The organism is Niveibacterium microcysteis, from assembly GCF_017161445.1.
Lineage (GTDB): Bacteria > Pseudomonadota > Gammaproteobacteria > Burkholderiales > Rhodocyclaceae > Niveibacterium > Niveibacterium microcysteis.
This window is the reverse complement of record NZ_CP071060.1, coordinates 2,185,073-2,205,178: the sequence shown is the minus strand read 5'-3', so window position 1 is coordinate 2,205,178 and position 20,106 is coordinate 2,185,073. Positions and strand designations below refer to the sequence as shown.

The window sequence follows — 20,106 nt, the reverse complement described above, 5'->3', positions numbered from 1 at the left end:
GCGATCGAACCGGACGGCTCGAAAATCGGCGCTGCGAGCCATTCCGCGCCCGCCCGCCGCGTGCTAGCGTGCGCCATCTCAGCGCAAACCCGGCCGCCACATCCGGCTGCCCTCCCCCCTCGTTTGCCCGCATCTGCATCCACCCACTCGAGGAGGCCAACGCCATGAACGAAATCATCCCAACGCTGCAAACCGTGACGCTGTCGCTGGATTCCGGCATTGCGCGCATCACGCTGAATCGCCCGGACAAGCTCAATGCCCTCAATGACGAGATGTGGCGCGAATTGCGCGAGGCGTTCACCTGGGCCGACAGCACCTCTGCGGCGCGCGTCGTGATCCTCAGCGGGAATGGCCGCGCGTTTTCCACCGGCATTGACTTGGCGATGCTCGCCGGCCTGCGCGAACGTATCCGCCACGCCGATCTGGCGCGCAGCCAGGAACTGCTGCGGGCGCTGATTCTCGATCTGCAGGATTGCGTCAGCAGCATCGAACGCTGCCGCAAGCCGGTAATAGCAGCGATTCACGGGCCCTGCATCGGCGGCGCCGTGGACATCATCAGCGCCTGCGACATGCGTTACGCCAGCGCCAACGCGATCTTCTCGGTCCGCGAGATCGACATCGGCATGGCGGCTGATGTCGGCACGCTGCAACGTCTGCCGCGCATCATCCCGGACGGCATCGCGCGCGAGCTGGCCTACACCGGCCGCAACGTGCTCGCCGAAGAAGCCAAGGAATTCGGCCTCGTGAACCGCGTGTTCGACACGCCTGATCAGTTGCTCGAAGGCGTGGGCGAAGTGGCCGCTACCGTCGCAGCAAAGTCGCCGCTGGCGATCCGCGGCGTGAAGGAAATGCTCAACTACGGACGCGACCATTCGGTCGAGGATGGCCTGCGCTACGTCGCCACCTGGAACGCGTCGGCACTGCTCTCCGAAGACCTGCAAGAAAGCGTTGCGGCGATGATGCAGAAGCGCGCCCCCAGCTACCGGGACTAGCCCAAAAATCGACGCACGGCGCCCCGCGTAACTGGCAATTCGCGCGGGGCGGACCAGAATGAAACGGGGAGTCGTGTTCATTCAAGGGGAGCCATCATGCGTCGATCACTCATTGCTGTCGCAGTCGGCAGCGCACTGCTCGCGCTTGCCGGAAATGCCAGTGCGCAAGGCAAGGCAAGCAAGACCACCCAGGTCGTCAAACCGCCGGTCGCACAAGCCTGGATCGATGTCGCCACCTTTTCCGGAATGATGGGCGGCATGCCGGGCGCCGGCGTAATGGAAGGGCTCTCGGGCCTCTTTGGTGGCAAGAAGGATGGCGGCAACCGCTTTGGCATGACCCAGGCTGGCAGCAGCGGCCGATGGCTGGATGTGACCTTGTCCACGCGCAAGAACCCGTCACTCACCGAAGGCCTGCAGTCGGTACCGACCGGAAGCAAGCTCGCGCCAACGCTGGCCCTCGTGGCAACGCCACCGGACAAGCCCAAGGCGGTGCCGGAATCGGACGACGAAGTGAGCGAACCGGAGCCGATGGAGCGCCCGAAGGGCAAGATCTACTTCTACTGGGGCTGCGGCGAAACGGTGCGCAGCGGGCAACCCAAGGTGCTCGACATGAGCAAGGCGTCGCCGACCGACTTTGCCAAATTCTTCCAGGCACGGCGTGCCACGCAGCGCGGCGCCCACCAGGGTGCCGGCAAGCCGGTATGGCCAAACGCACGTGACACGCGAAAAGTACCTGAGGGCGCGTCGCTGGTTGGCGAACACGCTTTCAGCGGCGACGGCGTACCGGAAAGCTTCCGCTTCCCGATCGGCGCGCAGCAGGACTTCATGCCGGCCATTGACCTGAAACAGCGCGACAGCGGTAACGCCACCCAGCTTGAGTGGACCGCATTGCCAACGGCGCGCGCCTACTTCCTCTCAGCGATGGGCGCCCGCGGCGAGCAGGAAATGGTGTTCTGGTCGTCCAGCGAGGTACCGGAAACGGGCTTTGGCCTGATGGACTACCAGACCAACCCTGCGGTCGACCGCTGGCTCGGCGAGAAGGTGCTGCTCCCCCCCAGCACGCAGAAATGCGCGATACCGAAGGAAGTGTTCGGCGACAAGGGCGCGATGCTGCGGATGATCGCCTACGGCAACGAGGCCTCGGTCGCCTACCCACCGCGCCCGAGCGATCCGAAGATCGCATGGGAACCGGAGTGGTCCGCGCGGATCCGGGTCAAATCAGTGACGAATACGATGCTGGGCATGCCTGGCATGGGTGACGCGATGCGCGGCGAAGAGTCGGGCCAGAAGCCTCAGCAGCAAAGCCCCGGCGCGCTCGATCTGCTCAAGGGGATTCTGGGCCGCTAAGCGTGCCGGCGACCTGAGCCTGTTCGCGATCCCATCCGAAGCGTTCGAGCAGACGCTGGTAGTCACCGCTCACCTTCGCGCGCAGGGCGAGCGGCTGCCCGCTGCGCGGGTGTTGCAGCGTCATCGCGGCGCAGTGCAGCAGCAGCCGCGCGCAGCCGAGCTGATCGGCGAACATGCGGTTGTGCCGCCCCTTGCCGTAGGTGGCGTCGCCGATCACTGGATGCGAGATATGCTTGAGATGGCGCCGGATCTGGTGGCGCCGCCCGGTCTCTGGGGCGAGCTCCAGCCACGCATAGCGGCTGGTGGGGTGCCGATCGTCGGGGACCGGTAGCTCGATCGTGGCGAGGCGCCGGAATGCTGTGCGGGCCTCCTGAGGTGGCGCCAGGCCGTCGATCGGCAGCTCGTACTCGTCACGTAAGATCTTGAGCGGATGTTCAATCACCCCCGACTCCGCCGGCCAGCCGCGCACCACCGCGAGGTAGCGTTTCTCCACCGCCCGCGTTTCGAACTGCGCAGCCAGCGCCGCGGCAGTCTCGCGCTCGAACGCAAACACCAGCACGCCGGAGGTGCCCTTGTCGAGCCTGTGCACCGGAATCACGCGGCGGCCGATCTGGTCGCGCAGGAGTTGCACCGCGAAGCGGGTCTCGTGGCGATCCAGCATCGAACGGTGCACGAGGAGACCGGGCGGTTTGTCGATTGCGACGAGGTCATCGTCCAGGTGAAGCAGCTTGAGCATGCGGGTAACACTCGGATACAGAGTTCGGATGTTACGGCAGCAACAAGCCTTGTCGGTGCCCGGCGCAGGCGGGATACTCGACACATCACAATCCGCGGAGGCCCATGCCATGAACGCAGACTTACCGACGCTGGCCCGCCGAGCGGCGATTGGCCTTGTAGCGACGCTCATGTTGGCCGGCTGTGCATCGACCCGGCTGACGAGTGCCTGGCGCGACAGTGACTACGCCGGCCCGCCGCTAAAGAAACTGGTCGTGATCGGCGTTTCGGACGAAATCGCGGCCCGCCGTGTGTTCGAGGACGACTTCGCCAAGGCTCTGTCCGATGCCGGTGTCGAAGCGATCCCGGGCTATCGCCTGCTGCCCGACAAACCGCAGCGCAATGTTGAAGAGATGCGCGAAGCCGTCGCCAAAAGCGGTGCCGACGGCATTCTGGTGGCGCGCGCCTTGAGGGTGGAGAAACGTACCCAGTATTCGCCCGGCACGATGACAATGATGCCCGCCTACGGTTATGGCTACCGCAGCTTCTGGGGCTACTACGGCGCGGGCGCAATGATCAGCGAACCACGCCTCTACCAGTACGATGTGGTGACGATTGAGACCAACCTGTGGCCCGCACCGGAAGGCAAAGTCATGTGGTCCGGGCTAAGCGAGACGACCGATCCGGCCAGCATCAAGAAATCAACTGCCGAACTGGCGAAGATCGTAATCGGTGCCCTCAAGGAGCAGCGGCTTATCGTAGGCGGCACGCCCAACAAGTAAGCCCGCACTCTCCGCCCACAAACAAGGCGCCACCGTGGCGCCTTGTTCGCTTGTGGCGCCCGGTATAATCCGCCCGCGCGGTCTGAGTACCGCACCGAAGCAAGATCCCAACGCGTAAACCCCGGCGCATGGCCCCGTGCCGAGGTGGTTTTTCTGGAGCCAACATGCTGACCCATTTCCGTCGCCACGCCCTGCGTGGTCTGGCGGCGTTCGCCTTTACGGCGCTCGCCCTCCCCGCCTTCGCTCAGATGAAGGAACTCAAGGTTTCGGCCATCCCGGACGAAGCGCCCACCGAACTGCAGCGCAAGTTCGCGCCGCTCGGCAAGTATCTCGAGAAAGAAATCGGCATTCCGGTGAGTTTCGTGCCGGTTACCGACTACGCCGGCGTGGTGGAAGCGCTGGCAGCCAAACGCATCGACATGGCGTGGCTGGGCGGCTTTACCTTCGTGCAAGCCAAGCTGCGCACCGGCGGCACTGCAATTCCGCTGGTGCAACGCGCGGAAGACGAGAAGTTCACCAGCCGCTTCATCACTGCGGACCCGGCGATCAAGTCCTTCGCTGACCTCAAGGGCAAGACCTTTGCGTTCGGCTCGGCCTCGTCGACGTCCGGCCACCTGATGCCGCGCTACTTCCTGCTGCAGGCCGGCCTCACGCCGGAGAAGGATTTCAAGACCGTCGCGTTCTCCGGCGCGCATGACGCCACCGTGGCCTTCGTGGCCTCGGGCCGCGCAGACGCAGGCGTGCTGAACGCTTCGGTGTGGGACAAGCTGGTCGAGAGCGGCAAGGTTGATACCAGCAAGGTGCGCGTGTTCACCACCACGCCAGCCTACTTTGACTACAACTGGACAGTGCGCGGTGACCTTGATCCGGCAGTCATGAAGAAACTGCGTGACGCCTTCCTCAAGCTCGATCCGACCAACCCGGAGCACAAGGAAATCATGGCGCTGCAACGCGCCACCCGCTTCGTGCCGACAAAACCAGAGAACTACCACAGCATCGAACAGGCCGCCCAGGCCGCCGGTCTGCTGCGCTAACGCCCTGCCCCGTCCCGGCCGCGTTCAGCGCGGCCGGGCTTCGTTTTTCCCAGAGTCCGGTAGCCCCTCATGGACCTTCGTATTTCGGCTCTGCGCATCGATTACGGCGCGGATCAGCCTGGCCTGGCCGGCGTAGACCTCGATATTGCCGCAGGCGAACAGGTCGCAATCATCGGCCCGTCTGGCGCCGGCAAGACAAGCCTGCTGCGCTGCCTCGGCACCGCCCTGCGCCCCAGCAGCGGAAGCATCGAGGTCGGCCGCGTACAGCCATGGCAGATCAGCCGCGCGGCCCTGCGCAGCTTGCGCAGCCGAATCGGCACCGTGCATCAGGCACCGCCGCTGCCACCGCGGCAACGTGTCGTCACCGCAACGCTGTCCGGGCGCCTGGGCCAGTGGCCCGCGTGGAAATCCTTGCTGTCATTGCTCGCTCCGCAAGACATTGCCGGAGCGCGCGCGGCGCTTGAACGCGTCGACCTGCAAGACAAGCTATTCGAGCGCTGCGACCAACTCTCTGGCGGACAGCTTCAGCGGGTCGGCATCGCACGCGTGCTGTACCAGGCGCCCGCCTTGATTCTGGCGGACGAACCGGTTTCAGCACTTGACCCTTCCCTCGCCGATCACACGCTCGCCGTGCTTTGCGACGACGCACGCACCCGCGGCGCCACGCTGATCGCCAGCCTTCACGCCGTGGAACTCGCGCTCGCGCGCTTTCCGCGCATTGTCGGCGTGCGCGATGGCCGCATCGCATTCGACAAGCCCGCCAGCGCGGTAAGCGAAGACGACCTCAAGTCGCTCTACGCATCGGAACGAGTTACGCCGGGCGAGCCAGGTGCCGCCCACGTCGTGACGCCGCGCGTCAGCGCAACCGGCCTGCCATGTTGCTGAACAGCGACGTGCGCGATCCTGCGCTCACGCACCGGCTGCTGCTCAGCATGCTGGCGCTCATGCTGGCATGGCCGATCGGTCATGTCGCCGGCGTCAATCCCGCGGCCCTGGTTGAGCCCGCCAACCTGCGCGTCGTCAGCAGCTTTATCGCCGGCTTCTGGCCGCTGGCGCACGACAGCTTCTTCCTCGGTCTGCTCGGCGACGCTGTGCTCCAGACGCTCGCAATCGCCACGGTCGGCACGCTGCTCGCATTGCTGATAGCGATACCGCTCGCGATTGGCAGCACCGCCGCGCTTTCCGTCACCGCGATCGGCCCGTCACCAAGCGGCCTGTGGCGCCCTGCGTTGCGACAAGCGCTGCGTGCGCTGACCCTGTTGCTGCGTGGCGTTCCTGAGCTTGTATGGGCTTTGCTTTTCGTACGCGTGTTCGGCCTTGGGCCCAGTGCCGCCGTGCTTGCACTCGCGCTGACTTACGGCGGCATGCTCGCCAAGGTGTTCGGCGAGATCCTCGACTCCGCCGACCGCCGGCCCGCCAAGGCGATCCTTGCCGCCGGCGGCAGCCGTCTCGACGCGTTGATGTACGGCTTGCTACCCGTTGCCGCAGCCGAGTTGCTGTCCTACACGGTCTATCGTTGGGAGTGCGCGCTGCGCGCAGCCGTGGTGATGGGGCTGGTCGGCGCGGGCGGCCTTGGCCAGTTGATGGACCAGTCGATGAAGGCCTTCAACGGCGGCGAGATCGCCAGCATCCTGACTGCCTTCCTTCTGCTGGTGCTGTTCGCCGATGCCTTGTCTGACGTGCTGCGCCGCTGGATGGCCAACACCCGCACGGATGGCCGTCGCCGGGCGCTGAACGGCTGGGCGCTTGGCCTGATCGCGGCCTTGGCCTGCCTGGCATCGTGGCGCCATATCGGGCTCGATCTCGGTGCGCTGTTCGGCGATCGCGCGGGCAGCGACATTGCGCGCTTTCTTCGCGAGTTCCTGCCGCCGGCCCACGACACCACACTGCTGGCAAAGATCGGCAGCGGTGCCGTCGAAACACTGGCCACGTCCCTGGTCGGCACCGTGCTCGCCGCGCTCATCGGCATCGCGCTCGCCCTGCCGGCTGCAGGTCGCATCGGTGCCGTAGCCAAAGCACTGACCCGCTTCGTCCTGAACCTGCTGCGGGCAGTACCTGAGCTGGTTTGGGCAACGATCACGGTGCTCGCGGCTGGACTCGGCCCCTTCGCGGGTGCGCTCGCCCTTGCATTGCATACCGGCGGCGTACTCGGTAGGCTCTATGCCGAAGCACTGGAGAACGCGCCGCCGGCAGCCGAGGCTGCACTAAGGGCCAGCGGCGCCCCGCGCGCGCTCGCGTTCCTCTATGGCGCGCTGCCGGAAGTAGCGCCTCAATGGCTTGCCTACACGCTCTACCGCTGGGAGATCAATATCCGCATGGCGGCGGTGATGGGCTTTGTTGGGGCCGGCGGGCTGGGTCAACTGCTCTATTACGAGCTCTCGCTGTTCCGCCTCGACAATGCCTGCAGTGTCATCGTCGCCATGCTCGCGCTCGCGCTCGTGGTCGACCAAGCCAGCGCAATCCTGCGGCGCAGAATGGGTTGAACCGCCGACGCTAATCACGGCAATCAGGAGGTTGAGGCGCCTGGGCGTGAAGCATTCGCTTCGCTCCAGCGCCCCGACCGGCGCAAGATCAGGCGTCCGGTGTTTTGTGTCACCTACCCTAATTCCTTTCGCACGCCCCCCTGCTGCCGCGTACCCCCCACAACCATGCCTCAATTGATCCGCATTGCCCTGGTGCTGCTGACCTGCTGCACAACGCTGTCCGTACGCGCCAACGAATCCGCACCGCCGCAAGGCCACTTCGCCGTCGACCGCTACGATGTCCATTACACGCTCGGCTCAAGTGGTGACTACATCGCCGAGGCCGAAGAAACGACCCATGCCCTCACGCCGGATGGCGCCCGAATGCTGGGCAAGCGGATGTTCTCGCACAGCACGAAACAACAGGCATTCGATGTGCTCATCGCGGAAACGATCAAGAGCGACGGTCGCAGAATTCCGGTAAAGCCTGACGCCATCGAGACGCAGGACGGGATTCTCGGCGAGAAGACTTTCCGTGACCATCAAGTCACGTCGATCACTTTTCCCGACCTCGCACCGGGCGACCGCGTTCATCTGAAATGGCGCCACACGCAAAAGGAACCCGTGCTGAAAGGGGTACTTTCGCTGGTAGAGTCCGTTTCGGACTCCGTACCAATTGGCGCCGCCACCGTGACCGTCGACGCACCACCCGGGCTTGCCTTGCAGGTCGAAGCACACCGTGTGCTGCTGGTGCGTGACGAGAGCGATGCCACAGGCCGCCACCTGCGCTGGACCTACACGAACAAGGAAATCCGAACGCCCGAGCAAGCCGAGGCCGACGCCACCCTTGAGAATCCGCATGTGTTCGTCGGCAACCTGAAATCGTGGGATGAGATCGGTGTTGCGTACGCAGCCGAGCACCGCCCTAGCGTCGTAATGTCGCCCGCAGTGCATGCGCTCGCCAGCAAAATCACACAAGGTGCGACAGAACCTCGCGCCAAGGCGCAGCAAATTTATGACTGGGTGCGCAAGAACATCCGTTACGTTGCCACCTATATCGGTAACGGCGCATGGCGGCCCCATTCGACCGACTGGATACTCGAGAACCGGTATGGCGACTGCAAGGATCACGTCGTCATCCTTGAAGCCTTGCTGCGCGCTGCCGGCATTGAGAGCAGCCCCGCGCTGATCTTCGCGGGCCCGGACGAATACCGCCTTCCGGGCATCCCGCTGCTCCGCTTCGACCATGTCATCACCCACATCCCCGCGCTGGGCCTCTACGTGGACGCCACCGCGGAAACCGTGCCGTTCGGACTGCTCCCAGCGAATGAAATCGACAAGCCGGTCATCCTTGCCTACCGCGCGGACAACCCGGCGCGCACTCCGATGGACACGCCCGAGAACAACACCGAAATCCGGACAACCCATGTGACCGTCCATAGCGACGGCTCGGGCGAGCGAAGCACCGAGGTCAGCGCACACGGCATTTCAAGCGTGATGGTTCGGAATTGGTACCGTGGCCTTGGCCAAGGCAAACAAAAGGAATGGGCCGAAGAGCAGTTGCGGCGTTACCGTCTGAGCGGAACGGCCGACCTCGTCGAGATTTCCGACGACCAACAGTCCAGGGTCAGCTACCGCAACACCCAACACATCGAGAATTTCCTCAGCGGAGAGGAGATCGGCGTGATGTCACTCGATGCTGCATTCTCAGGGTCCGTTGCGGTACCCGTGCTGCTCGGACGCTTCTACGCGACCACTCGCACGCGCCCCGGTGTGTGTCGCCCGGTCAAGGTGGATGAGACCATCACAGTCCGATTCGATACCGGCGTCTCCGTCCTGCGCCTGCCGCGCGACCGACATATCTCGGCCAACGGTATGCAGTTCGATGCAAGCTATAAACAGACCAACGACATCGTGACCGCGAAACGCACGTTCGTATGGAATCCGCCGCATAGCGACTGCAGCGCGGCCGAATTCACGGCGCTTGCGCCCACCGCGAAGAAGATCGTCAGTGCGTTGAACACGGGCCTGGCGTACCAGCGCGCGATCGCCGATTGATCACCCTCCGGCGGCCGATTGCGCGACGCTGACGCAAGCAGACAGAACGAACGGCGACCGGACGACGCCCGCGCCGACTCAGGTCAAGCCGTCCGACGCCAATTTGCCGGCCGCCCGCAACTCGCTGATTCGCCGATAGAGCGTTCGCTCGCTGAGCCCCAGCGACCGGGCGAGCGCCTTGCGCGACCCCGAGTAAGCGGCCAGCATTGCTACCAGCCTGTCGTCACTCACGGGCTCGACGCGAAGCGCCGTAGTCGGCAAGGCGCCCGACTCAAGCATGTCGGGCAAGTGTTCCGGCGTAATGGTGTCGCCATCGCACATCAGACTCGCCCGTTCGAGCAAATTCCGCAATTCGCGAACGTTGCCCGGATAGTCATAGCGCTCAAGCTTCTGCATGGCGTGAGCCGATAGCGCCAGATTGCGCTGCGGCGCTACCCGCTTGAGCAAAGCCGGCACCAGGGCGGCAATGTCGGAACGGCGTTCGCGCAACGCTGGCACGCGAATCGGGAACGTATTGAGCCGATAGTAGAGATCAGCGCGGAATTGCTGCGCGCCGACCATCTCTCGCAGCGATCGATTGGTTGCCGAAACGACGCGAAGATCTGCACGCCGCCCCTCGGTTGCGCCGACACGGCGATAGGTGCCCGTCTCCAGCAGACGAAGCAGCTTCACCTGCATCGTCAGCGGGATTTCGCCAACCTCGTCAAGAAACAGCGTGCCACCGTTCGCGGCTTCCACAAGCCCGGCGCGCGCAGTGTTGGCGCCGGTAAAAGCGCCCCGCTCGTGCCCAAACAGCTCGCTCTCGAACAGACTCTCCGGAATACCTGAGCAGTCGACCGGCACAAAGGGCCCAGTGGCCCGCCGGCTGCCATCGTGAATCGCTTGTGCCACCAATTCCTTGCCGGCGCCGGACTCACCTTCAAGCAGTACCGTGGCGTCGGAACCGGCGACGCGTGCGACGAGCTCGAGCATCTGCATGAAGGCCGGCGCGCTGCCGATCAAACCGTGCTGGCTCCCGGGCGCGCGCGGCACCGGCAAGGCTGCGATCCGCTCGACGAAGTAGCGGATCTGGCCGCTGGCGTCCCGAATTGGCGTCAGCTCGATATCAACATGCTCTTCCCCGCGCGGCGTGTGATGCAGATGGAGCACACGCTCGCGCTGGCCGGATTGGCGGCTGCGCGCCAGCGGACACACCTCGCCGGCTTGGTCGCAAGGCACCTTGAACTGGTGGAAGGCCTCAAAGCAACGCAGGCCGACCACGTTTCGCCCATCCGCAAGCTGTGCGCGGTACGCGGCGTTCGCCGCGAGAATCCGGCAATGCGAATCGAGTACCACATGCGGATCAGGGGCCGCATCCAGCAAGGACATCAGTTCCGCAATGGGCTGCTCGGGTGGGGTCATGACAAATCCATCAGGTGGCAGCCAGCATGATGACACTTACTGCCATTCACTGCCAGGAACTGCCACACGCTGCCAATACCCCGCCTTCGGCAGCGCCCGTACTTTGGCAAACGCCGGCATGAAACGCTAAGCCATTGGCGCAACAAACAATTCTAAACACACCCTGAACTCGCCCGCATTTTGCTTAGACAGCGATACGCCCGGCACTGGATGGCGTGACGCGTGGTGCGCCGCATCGGCGAAGCACGCTTCCGATCAGTGCCGATTTCGCCGACATGCTCGGCCCAAGACAGATCCGGATTCGCAGCAATCCGCAACGGGTTCGCACCTCCGGGCAAGCACCCCGCGCAGCAGTGGAGTACGAGGCATGTCCCTCCAGACCTTGCAGGCCAAGCCAACGGCCGCACTCAATCGCCCATGCAGGATTCGCCGCATCACGCGCGGACAGTGCATCTATTTCGAAGGCGACAGGGGACAGCCGTGGCAGCTGGTCTCAGGCATCGTTCGCCTCGATCGCAGCGAGCAAGGCGAAAACCAGTTCGCGAGTCTCGCACTCGCCGGTGACCTGTTGGGGATAGAAACGCTGCTCGACGCAAACTACGCCTTCCAGGCGACCGCCCTGACTGAATGCGCAATCGAGCCGTGGCGCATGCCGCTCGCGGACGCCGGTAAACGCGCAGTGCTCCGGACACTCATCTCCGCCGAGCAGCGTGCCGCCGATCTAATCGCAATTCGCACCGGTCAACCGCTCGAACGGGTACGTCGCCTGATGTTGCTGCTCGCAGGTGGCAGTAACGCTGGCCTGCTACCGACGAAGCTTGCCCTGCCAAAGCTTTGCGACATGGCAGACATCACCGGCCTGGCTTCCGAAACGGTGTGCCGATCGATCAGCGAGCTCCGCCGCCAAGGCGTGCTGACACGCAAGGGGCAGCGCAGCGCCCTGGTATCGATGGTCGACTTGTCCGAACTGGAGTGTCCGACCGAACAGTAGTCGCAAGATGGCCGCGGGCTTCGGTCTCATTCAGGAACCGCGAGCCAATCCACCTGTCTGCTTCCTGTCGGCACCGCAGAACCAGCCGACCCTTGCCGCTTGGTCGGCGCCCGCAGTTTGCACATTCAAGGCAATTCAAATTGAACCTTCACGCTGACTTGCGCCAACGTGCTGTTGTGCTGCCTGACGATACCGGCTGGGTTGCGTCACCCTCCGTGGGCATTGAGCGACGCATGCTGGATCGGAACGGCAAAGAACAAGGGCGCGCGACCTCCGTCGTCCGCTACGCAGCCGGCTCAGCCTTCCCGCCCCATGACCATCCGGGCGGCGAAGAAATTCTGGTACTTGAAGGCGTGTTCTCGGACGAACGCGGCAACTACACCGCCGGCACTTACATCCGGAACCCCGTCGGATCACGCCACGGGCCTTACAGCGACCTGGGCTGCACGCTGTTTGTGAAACTCTGCCAGTTCGACCCCGAGGATTCGCAGCGCGTGGTGATCGACACCGAGCAGGCGGGTTGGCATCCGGGCCTCGTTCCCGGTTTGAGTGTGCTTCCACTGCACAGCTTCGGCACGGAACATGTGGCGCTGGTGCGCTGGGCGCCCGGCACGCAGTTCAAGCGGCATTGCCACTGGGGAGGCGAGGAAATTCTGGTGCTCGAAGGTACATTTCAGGACGAGCACGGCAGCTACCCCGCCGGTAGTTGGCTACGCAGTCCGCACCAGTCCGAGCACACGCCGTTCAGCGATGAGGGTTGCCTGATCTTCGTGAAGACGGGGCATCTCGCCCGCGAGAGTCTGAGCCCCTAACGCCCGAGCATCACGCCGCAGCGGCGAGCGTGTCGCTCAAAAGCTGCCCGGCAGCAAGACGAATCACGCGGGAGCAACGCGCTGCAAGGCGTTCGTCATGTGTTACGAGCACCAGCGTCGTGCCGGCCTCGCGGTTCATGTCGAACATGAGATCGGCAATTTGCAGGCCGGTAGCCGCATCAAGGTTTCCAGTGGGCTCGTCCGCCAGCAGCACCGCGGGCTGCACGGCGAAGGCGCGCGCGAGCGCAACGCGCTGCTGCTCGCCCCCCGAAAGATGCTTCGGATAGTGGCCAACCCGGTGCGACAACCCGACCCGATCGAGCCAACGGTTCGCCACCGGGGTGGGGTCACGCCGTCCGGCAAGCTCGAGCGGCATCATGACGTTTTCCAGCGCCGTCAGCGCGGGCAGCAACTGGAAGGATTGGAATACGAAGCCGAGCGCCTCGCCACGCATGCGAGCACGATCGTCTTCGTTCAACAGGAACAAATCTGTTCCACGCAACTTGACGGTCCCCGACGATGGAACATCGAGGCCGGCAAGCAGACCCAGCAAGGTGCTCTTGCCCGAACCCGACTCGCCCACCACCGCCACCGTCTCGCCTGCACCCACCGAAAAGCTGATCTGCTGCAAAATCGTCAGCTCGCCGTCGACGCCGTCGACGCGCTTGAGCAGATCCACCGCTTCCAACACCAGCGAGGTATTCGGGTTCATGTTGCGTTCCATTGTTGCGCTTGTCTGTCTGTGCTCCGGAGTGTGCCATGCGGCCACGATTCTCGTGTTTGGCGACAGCCTGTCCGCCGGCTTCGGTCTGCGCACTCAGGACGAAGCCTGGGCAAGTCTGCTCCAGAAGCGCCTCGACACATCCGGTTACCGCTACACCGTCGTGAATGCCAGTGTCAGCGGCGAAACCACAGCCGGCGGTCGCACACGCCTGCCAGCCGCTCTTGCACAGCACAAACCAGCAATCGTGATTCTCGAACTTGGCGCCAACGACGGCCTGCGCGGCCTTCCGCTCAAACCCATGCAAGAGAACCTCAGCGAGATGGTTCGCCTGGCGAAAAAGTCCGGCGCCAAGGTCGTCGTTGTGGGCATGCGCCTGCCGCCGAACTACGGCCCCGACTACACGGAAAAGTTCCGGAACACGTTTGCCGACGTCGCAAAAGCCGAAGGGACGCCGCTCGTGCCCTTCCTCATGGAAGGTTTTGCGCAGACAAACACATACTTTCAGGCAGACGGCCTGCACCCCACGGCCGCAGCGCAACCGCGGGTGCTCGACAATATCTGGCCAGCGCTCAAACCGTTGCTCAAGCGCTGAGCGATCGCGCTGCGATCACGCGATGCGGACCAAGGGCGGCCCTTCCAGCAACTGACCGATTACCGCAGCCTCACCAAAGCCATCGGCGCGAAAGGCTGCCAGTACCGCTTCGACACCGTCAGGCGCGCAGCTCACAAGCAACCCACCTGAGGTTTGCGGGTCTGTCACCAGCGTGCGCTGCCAGGGCTCGAAACCGTCAGGCGTCAGCACGTCGGCGCCATAGCCGTTCCAGTTGCGCCCGGTCGCACCGGTGGCCATGCCCTCCTTCGCAAACGCCACCGCCTGCTCAATCAGCGGCAATGCATCAAACGCAACCGCGGCGGCAAGCCGCGATCCGCGGGCGATCTCAAGCAGATGCCCGGCAAGACCGAAGCCGGTGACGTCGGTCAGTGCGTGCACGAAGTCCATCTTCGCAAGCTGCACGCCAACCCGGTTGAGCTTTGTCGTATGGCGGATCATCTCGGCGTAGCCAGCGCTATCAAGCCGACCTTTCTTCAAGGCGGCGCTGAGAACACCAACACCCAACGGCTTGCCAAGGATCAACACGTCACCCGCCTGCGCATCGGCGTTGCGCTTGACCTGGTCCGGATGCACCAAACCCAGCGCCACCAAGCCGTAGATCGGTTCGGGGATGTCGATCGAATGGCCGCCGGCGATCGGAATGCCGGCCTCGCGGCATACCGCCGCACCACCTTCGAGGATGCGCCCGACCACTTCAAGCGGCAGTTTGTCGAGCGGCATGCCGACCAAGGAGAGCGCCATGATCGGCTGACCACCCATCGCGTAAACGTCAGAGATCGCGTTGGTCGCCGCGATGCGGCCGAAGTCGTATGGGTCGTCGACGATAGGCGTGAAGAAGTCCGTCGTCGCGACCAGCGCTTGCTCGTCGTTGAGGCGATACACCGCCGCATCGTCTGAGGTTTCGTTGCCCACCATCAGTGCGGGCGGCACAATTCCAGCGGGTGCGCTGGCGAGCAGACGCGACAGCACCGCCGGCGCGATTTTGCAGCCGCAGCCGCCGCCATGGGAAAATTGCGTAAGTTTGATATCCATATCCGGACCTTGGCGGAGAATCCGCTGATTTTACCTGCCTGCCGCACACCCGCTTTCCGGAGTTTTCATGCAGACACCCCGCGGCATTGCCCGCATTGCCGATCTCGCGAACTTCGACGCGATTATCGACGTCCGTTCGCCAGCCGAGTTCGCTGACGATCACATCCCCGGCGCGATCAACTGCCCGGTGCTGGACAACGAACAACGTGCCCAGGTGGGCACGATCTACAAACAGGTATCGGCATTCGAGGCACGCAAACTCGGCGCCGCGATGGTGGCGGAGAACATTGCCCGCCATCTCTACAAGCATTTCCAGGACAAGCCCAAGGACTGGCGGCCGCTGCTCTACTGCTGGCGCGGCGGGCAGCGCAGTGGCAGCTTCACGACCTGGATGCGCATGATCGGCTGGGATGCCTGCCAACTCGAAGGCGGCTACAAGGTGTTCCGCCGCCATGTCATCGATCGTATTGAAGCGCTGCCACCTACGCTGCGTTTTGTCGTCGTCTGTGGCGCCACGGGCAGTGGCAAGACCCGCCTGCTCGACGCGCTCTCCGAACAGGGCGCACAGGTGCTGGATCTGGAGGGGCTCGCGAAACACAAGGGATCGGTCCTCGGGCGCCTGCCAGGCATCGACCAGCCAAGCCAGAAAGCCTTCGAGACAGCGCTCTGTGAGCAACTATCCCGCTTCGCGCCGGAGCGGCCGGTCTTCGTCGAAGCCGAGAGCCGCAAGATCGGCGTCATTCAGGTGCCAGAGCCGCTGATCGAGCGGATGCGCGCGAGTGAGTGTGTGGCGGTAGAAGCAAGCCGCGACGCCCGGATCGACTTCCTGCTTGGCGACTACGCCTACCTCGGTGACGACGTCGAAGACCTGCAGCAACGCATCGATTGCCTGCGGAGTTTTCACAGCAACGCCACGCTGGACGAGTGGAAGCAGCTCGCCGCCGCCGGCAATCTGCCGGAGCTCTTCGCTGCGTTCATCGACCAGCATTACGACCCGCTCTACAAGCGCTCGCAGAACAAGAACTACGGGCGCTTTGCGGATGCACGCCCGGTTGTCCTCAACGATCTTTCGCCGGCCAGCCTGGCGGCCGCGGCCGGCGAGTTGATCAAGGCACTTACATGATCTGAACGCTGATCGTTCGATCTTTCCAGAACATGCCGTGCAGGCGTTTCTGAAACTCTTGCAGCACGGTGTTGTTGACGTCGGGAAAGATCAACTGGGCGGCCGGGCGGCTACCGTCGCCCGGTTCACGGCGGATTTCGGGCACTTCGATACCGCAGTACTTGCGGACCAGTTCGCGAATGTCGTCGTCCGTAGCCTCGGGGTTAATGTTCGCAATCCATAAGCTCATCGCATCGCTCCGTTGTGGAAGGGGTATCGCCCCTTAGATCATAGTCCCGGGCGAAGGCCGGCGCGCGCACAGACGCTGCACGCACGCGGGGCGCGGCACAGTCTGCTCGCCTTGTTCGAAGGCCAACACATCGAGCCCGCACTCAATCGCCCAGTGATGCAACTCGTCGGGCGCGAGCAGGAAATCCGGGTTGCTCGGCCGGCCAAACCGCGCCTGCCCCAGCATGAATGTCTCGTAGATCAGCACTGCGCCCGGCAGTAGCATGGCCGCAAGGCTCGGAAGATGGGGCCGGTAGAGGTAGTTCGTCACAACCACGCCGGCGAATACCTGCCCGGCGAGCGGCCAGCGCTCGCCCTCCAGGTCGCAGCACAGCGTCTCGACGCCCGGCACATCTGCAAGGCCATCCAGGGCCAGCGAGTCGCGATCAACCGCCAGAACCGGCCAACCCTTTGCCGCCAGCCAGCGCGCGTGCCGCCCACAACCACACGCGAGATCAAGCACCCGGCCCTGCGGCAGCAGGCCCGCTTGAGCCACCACCCAGGGCGAAGGTTCACCGATGGTTTGGCCGCTGCCTTGCAGAGCGGAATCCTTGTTTAACATTGCCGCCACCATTTTCTTTGCCGCCCGCCTGCGCAAGACTAAGCAGGCGCGCGCCAAACCGAAGACAATAGCCTTGCGCGGCCGACCCGGCCCGCAACCTCGGCCGGATGACCCATCGCAAGTGTGCTGTCAGCCGCGCCGCCTACGATGCCGCCAACAACCGGATCGGGTGTCAGCATGGACGAGCAACACTACCTCACACCACTCTTTGCGCCACAGGTGGTCGCAATCATCGGCGCCACGCCGCGCGAGGGCGCGCTCGGCCAAGTGCTCGTCAAGAACATGCAGGAGAGCGGCTTCAAGGGCAAGCTCTACGCGGTCAACCCGAAATACCAGGACGTTCTTGGCGCGCCCTGCGTGCACAGCATTGGCGATGTGCCGCAACGGGTCGACCTCGCCGTCATCGCCACGCCAGCGCCAACCGTGCCCGATGTGGTTGCCGCATGCGGCAAGGCTCGGGTACGCACCGCAGTCATCCTTTCCGCGGGTTTCTCCGAAAGCGGTGCTGATGGCGCCGCGATGGAACGCGACATCGTGCGCCTTGCGGAAAAGCACGGCGTGCGCATCCTCGGCCCCAACAGCCTTGGCATTGCGCGTGCGATTGCCGGGCTCAACGCCACCTTTGCCCACGCCGCCCCGAAGGCAGGCAGTATCGGTTTCGTCTCGCAATCTGGCGCGCTGTGCGCTGCGATTCTCGATTGGGCCAAGACCACCGGCGTCGGCTTCTCCAACGTGGTGTCGCTCGGCGGCTCGTGCGATCTGGATTTCGGCGAGATCCTCGATTACCTGATCTGGGACTTCCGCACCGAGAGCATCCTGCTGTACATCGAAGGTATCCGCGATGCACGGCGTTTCATGAGTTCGCTGCGGACCGCCGCCCGTGCCAAACCGATCATGGTGATCAAGGTGGGCCGGCATCCTTCCGGCTCGCGCGCGGCGCACTCGCATACCGGTGCAATCGTTGGCGAGGACATCGTGTTCGACGCGGCGCTGCGCCGTGCGGGTGTGATCCGGTTGAAATATCTGACGCAGATGTTCGCCGCCACGCAGGCGCTGTTCACCCGCTTCCGCCCGCGTGGCAACCGTCTGGCGATCATCACCAACGGCGGCGGCCCGGGGGTCATGGCTGCCGACCGCGCCGGAGACCTCGGCATTCCGCTGGCGGAGCTCTCACCGCAAACGGTGGCCACGCTGAACCGCGATCTGCCGCGCGCCTGGTCGCACGACAATCCTATCGACATGGTCGGCGACGCGGACCCGGACCGCTACGCGCGCACGCTTGAGACCGTCCTTGCCGACCCTGGCGTCGACGGGGTGCTGGCGATCCTGACGCCGCAGGCGATGACCTTGCCGATCGAAGTGGCCCAACGTGTCGTCGAGATCGACAAGAAGGCGGAGAAGCCCATTCTTTGCTGCTGGATGGGCGAATCGCAGGTGGCCGCCGCGCGTGAATTGTTCGTCGCCGCGGGTATCCCGAGCTTCCGCACGCCAGAGCCGGCAATCGACCTCTTCTCGCAGATCTCGGCCTACTACCAGAACCAGAAGTTGCTGACTCAGGTGCCGGCACCGCTCTCGAACCTCGAGCCGCCGGACGTTGCCGGCGCGCGCGCCGTGATCGAGAACGCGATCGAAACCGGCCGCACCACGCTTACCCGAAGCGAAGCCCGCCAGGTGCTGGCCGCATTCCGCATCCCGGTTCGGCGCACGCTGGTTGCGCAAACCGCGGCGCAAGCGGTGACGATGGCTTACGACATCGGCTTCCCGGTGACCATGCGGCCCAACGCCATGCTGCAGCAGCGCATCAGCGCGGGCCCGAAACGCTTCCCGGCAAGCGCGGTGGCGACACACCTTGCCTTTGAAGAACTGATGGACGATCTGCGCAGTCGCGACGACGAAAGCACGTCGTACGGCATCACGATCGAACCGCGGATCGATATCGCAAGCGCCCGTGGGCTGCTGCTCGGCGTATCGCGCGACCCGGTGTTCGGGCCGGTCATTTCGTTCGGCGAACACGGCGTTGATGCGGAAAGCCTAGAAGGCCGCACCGTCGCACTGCCGCCGTTGAACGATTTTCTCGCCAAGGATCTGGTGCGGTCTCACCGCATCGCGGCCAAGCTGGGCGATTGGCGTGGTCTGCCGGCGATCGCGATGGAGCGGCTCGAATTCGTCCTGCTGCGCCTGTCGGAAATGGTCTGCGAGCTGCCCTGGGTGCGCTCGGTCGATATCCAACCGCTGGTTGCCGATGAGCAGGAAGTCGTCGCGGTCGATGTGCGTATCGTCGTTGGCCGCGTGCCGAAGAAGGCCGGGCGCTACGATCACATGGCGATCCACCCCTACCCCGGCAACCTCGTGCAGCACGTCAGCTTGCGCGACGGCACGCCCGTGGTGGTGCGGCCGATCATGCCGGAGGACGCGGTGCTCGAGCAGGCATTCGTACGCCGCCTCTCGCCCGAGACGAAGTACTACCGCTTCATGAGCGCGCTGTCGGAGCTTCCTCCGCAGATGCTCGCGAAACTCACGCAGATCGACTACGACCGCGAGATGGCCTTCGTCGCAACCACGGAGCGCGACGGCGCCGAATACGAACTGGGCGTGTGCCGCTACGCCGCAAACCCGGACGGCAAGAGCTGCGAGTTCGCCATCGTGGTGTCCGACGACGCCAAGGGCAGCGGCCTCGCGCAACGCCTGATGGACATCCTGATCCTGAGCGCGAAAGAGCGCGGCCTGCTCGAAATGAAGGGCATCTTCCTGACCGACAACGACCGCATGCTGCGGTTCGTGCGCAAGATCGGATTCAAGCTCACGAACGATCCGGAAGACACCTCGATTAAACTCGGTAGCCTCGATATCCAGGCCTACCAATCCCCCGGAGCCCCCGAATGAGCAAGCCCCGCATCCACGTCATCACCCTGGCCGAGATCGTGCCCCAGCACGAATCCGAGGTCATCCAGGTGCTGCGCACTGCGGCCGTACTGACCCGCCAGGAGGACGGCTGCCTGCGCTACGACCTGTATCGCGACACCACCAACCCGATGCGGATCAACACCATCGAGGTGTGGGCCGACGAGGCCTCCCTCAATCGCCACATGAATGCCCCGCATGTAAAGCAAGCGATCATGACCCTGATCGGCAAGCTCGCAGGCATTCCGCAGTTCCGCGTGCTGCAAGTGGTCGACGAGTTCGAGATCTGAT

At 64.2% G+C, this 20,106-nt stretch carries 19 protein-coding genes; 13 read left to right on the top strand and 6 right to left on the bottom strand.

The genetic code is table 11. The features are described 5' to 3' along the window. Positions 1 to 164: 164 nt before the first annotated feature. Positions 165 to 992 carry a crotonase/enoyl-CoA hydratase family protein gene (locus JY500_RS10000; RefSeq protein WP_206256247.1) on the top strand — a complete coding sequence of 276 codons (828 nt, stop codon included), beginning with the start codon at positions 165 to 167 and terminating at the stop codon, positions 990 to 992. A gap of 96 nt (positions 993 to 1,088) precedes the next feature. Then, positions 1,089 to 2,339 carry a hypothetical protein gene (locus JY500_RS09995; RefSeq protein WP_206256246.1) on the top strand — a complete coding sequence of 417 codons (1,251 nt, stop codon included), beginning with the start codon at positions 1,089 to 1,091 and terminating at the stop codon, positions 2,337 to 2,339. Here the strand turns inward: JY500_RS09995 and JY500_RS09990 are convergent. Continuing rightward, positions 2,317 to 3,075, bottom strand: coding sequence for a pseudouridine synthase (locus JY500_RS09990; protein WP_206256245.1), 759 nt, complete (start codon positions 3,073 to 3,075; stop codon positions 2,317 to 2,319). The genes JY500_RS09995 and JY500_RS09990 overlap by 23 nt on opposite strands. On the opposite strand from JY500_RS09990, the gene JY500_RS09985 reads away from it, so the two are divergent. The 5 genes from JY500_RS09985 to JY500_RS09965 all read left to right on the top strand — a co-directional run bounded on the left by JY500_RS09985 (position 3,074) and on the right by JY500_RS09965 (position 9,389). Next, complete coding sequence (locus JY500_RS09985; RefSeq protein WP_206256244.1) at positions 3,074 to 3,835, top strand: DUF4136 domain-containing protein; 762 nt, start codon at positions 3,074 to 3,076, stop codon at positions 3,833 to 3,835. The genes JY500_RS09990 and JY500_RS09985 overlap by 2 nt on opposite strands. Before the next feature lie 164 nt (positions 3,836 to 3,999). Continuing rightward, positions 4,000 to 4,869, top strand: a complete 870-nt coding sequence (locus JY500_RS09980; RefSeq protein ID WP_206256243.1) for a putative selenate ABC transporter substrate-binding protein — start codon at positions 4,000 to 4,002, stop codon at positions 4,867 to 4,869. 69 nt (positions 4,870 to 4,938) lie between these two features. Next, positions 4,939 to 5,754: a phosphonate ABC transporter ATP-binding protein gene (locus JY500_RS09975; RefSeq protein ID WP_206256242.1), complete on the top strand. Its 816-nt coding sequence runs from the start codon at positions 4,939 to 4,941 to the stop codon at positions 5,752 to 5,754. Continuing rightward, positions 5,745 to 7,352 carry a phosphonate ABC transporter, permease protein PhnE gene (gene phnE, locus JY500_RS09970; protein WP_218044786.1) on the top strand — a complete coding sequence of 536 codons (1,608 nt, stop codon included), beginning with the start codon at positions 5,745 to 5,747 and terminating at the stop codon, positions 7,350 to 7,352. The genes JY500_RS09975 and phnE overlap by 10 nt, the downstream gene beginning before the upstream one ends. Positions 7,353 to 7,517: 165 nt before the next feature. Continuing rightward, positions 7,518 to 9,389, top strand: a complete 1,872-nt coding sequence (locus JY500_RS09965) for a DUF3857 domain-containing transglutaminase family protein (RefSeq protein ID WP_206256241.1) — start codon at positions 7,518 to 7,520, stop codon at positions 9,387 to 9,389. A 78-nt stretch (positions 9,390 to 9,467) separates the two neighbouring features. Here JY500_RS09965 and JY500_RS09960 read toward each other — a convergent pair whose 3' ends face one another. Beyond that, positions 9,468 to 10,790 (bottom strand): sigma-54 interaction domain-containing protein, encoded by a 1,323-nt coding sequence (locus JY500_RS09960; protein ID WP_206256240.1) that lies wholly within the window; start codon positions 10,788 to 10,790, stop codon positions 9,468 to 9,470. 367 nt (positions 10,791 to 11,157) lie between these two features. On the opposite strand from JY500_RS09960, the gene JY500_RS09955 reads away from it, so the two are divergent. After that, on the top strand, positions 11,158 to 11,781 hold the full coding sequence (locus JY500_RS09955) for a Crp/Fnr family transcriptional regulator (protein ID WP_206256239.1): 624 nt from the start codon (positions 11,158 to 11,160) through the stop codon (positions 11,779 to 11,781). Then, the gene (locus JY500_RS09950) at positions 11,667 to 12,593 is read left to right on the top strand and encodes a cupin domain-containing protein (protein WP_425493199.1); all 927 of its coding nucleotides are present in this window, start codon (positions 11,667 to 11,669) and stop codon (positions 12,591 to 12,593) included. Before JY500_RS09955 ends, JY500_RS09950 begins: the two co-directional genes overlap by 115 nt. Before the next feature lie 10 nt (positions 12,594 to 12,603). Here JY500_RS09950 and JY500_RS09945 read toward each other — a convergent pair whose 3' ends face one another. Next, a complete protein-coding gene (locus JY500_RS09945; RefSeq protein WP_425493198.1) occupies positions 12,604 to 13,305 on the bottom strand; it encodes an ABC transporter ATP-binding protein in 702 nt (233 codons plus the stop codon). Between JY500_RS09945 and JY500_RS09940 the strand changes: the two genes are divergently transcribed. Further along, on the top strand, positions 13,304 to 13,909 hold the full coding sequence (locus JY500_RS09940; protein ID WP_206256236.1) for an arylesterase: 606 nt from the start codon (positions 13,304 to 13,306) through the stop codon (positions 13,907 to 13,909). The two genes, JY500_RS09945 and JY500_RS09940, sit on opposite strands and share 2 nt — an antisense overlap. Before the next feature lie 15 nt (positions 13,910 to 13,924). Here the strand turns inward: JY500_RS09940 and selD are convergent, their stop codons facing one another. Next, positions 13,925 to 14,962, bottom strand: coding sequence for a selenide, water dikinase SelD (gene selD / locus JY500_RS09935; RefSeq protein ID WP_206256235.1), 1,038 nt, complete (start codon positions 14,960 to 14,962; stop codon positions 13,925 to 13,927). Positions 14,963 to 15,029: 67 nt separating this feature from the next. Between selD and mnmH the strand changes: the two genes are divergently transcribed. Beyond that, positions 15,030 to 16,085 (top strand): tRNA 2-selenouridine(34) synthase MnmH, encoded by a 1,056-nt coding sequence (gene mnmH, locus JY500_RS09930; protein WP_206256234.1) that lies wholly within the window; start codon positions 15,030 to 15,032, stop codon positions 16,083 to 16,085. Here the strand turns inward: mnmH and JY500_RS09925 are convergent. Further along, positions 16,078 to 16,314, bottom strand: coding sequence for an RNA recognition motif domain-containing protein (locus tag JY500_RS09925; protein ID WP_172199331.1), 237 nt, complete (start codon positions 16,312 to 16,314; stop codon positions 16,078 to 16,080). The two genes, mnmH and JY500_RS09925, sit on opposite strands and share 8 nt — an antisense overlap. A gap of 33 nt (positions 16,315 to 16,347) precedes the next feature. After that, the gene (locus JY500_RS09920) at positions 16,348 to 16,926 is read right to left on the bottom strand and encodes a class I SAM-dependent methyltransferase (protein WP_246479853.1); all 579 of its coding nucleotides are present in this window, start codon (positions 16,924 to 16,926) and stop codon (positions 16,348 to 16,350) included. 165 nt (positions 16,927 to 17,091) lie between these two features. On the opposite strand from JY500_RS09920, the gene JY500_RS09915 reads away from it, so the two are divergent. Next, entirely contained in the window at positions 17,092 to 19,797 is a 2,706-nt protein-coding gene (locus JY500_RS09915) for a bifunctional acetate--CoA ligase family protein/GNAT family N-acetyltransferase (RefSeq protein ID WP_172199328.1), read from the top strand. Then, entirely contained in the window at positions 19,794 to 20,105 is a 312-nt protein-coding gene (locus tag JY500_RS09910) for a putative quinol monooxygenase (protein WP_172199325.1), read from the top strand. Before JY500_RS09915 ends, JY500_RS09910 begins: the two co-directional genes overlap by 4 nt. Position 20,106 lies beyond the last annotated feature (1 nt).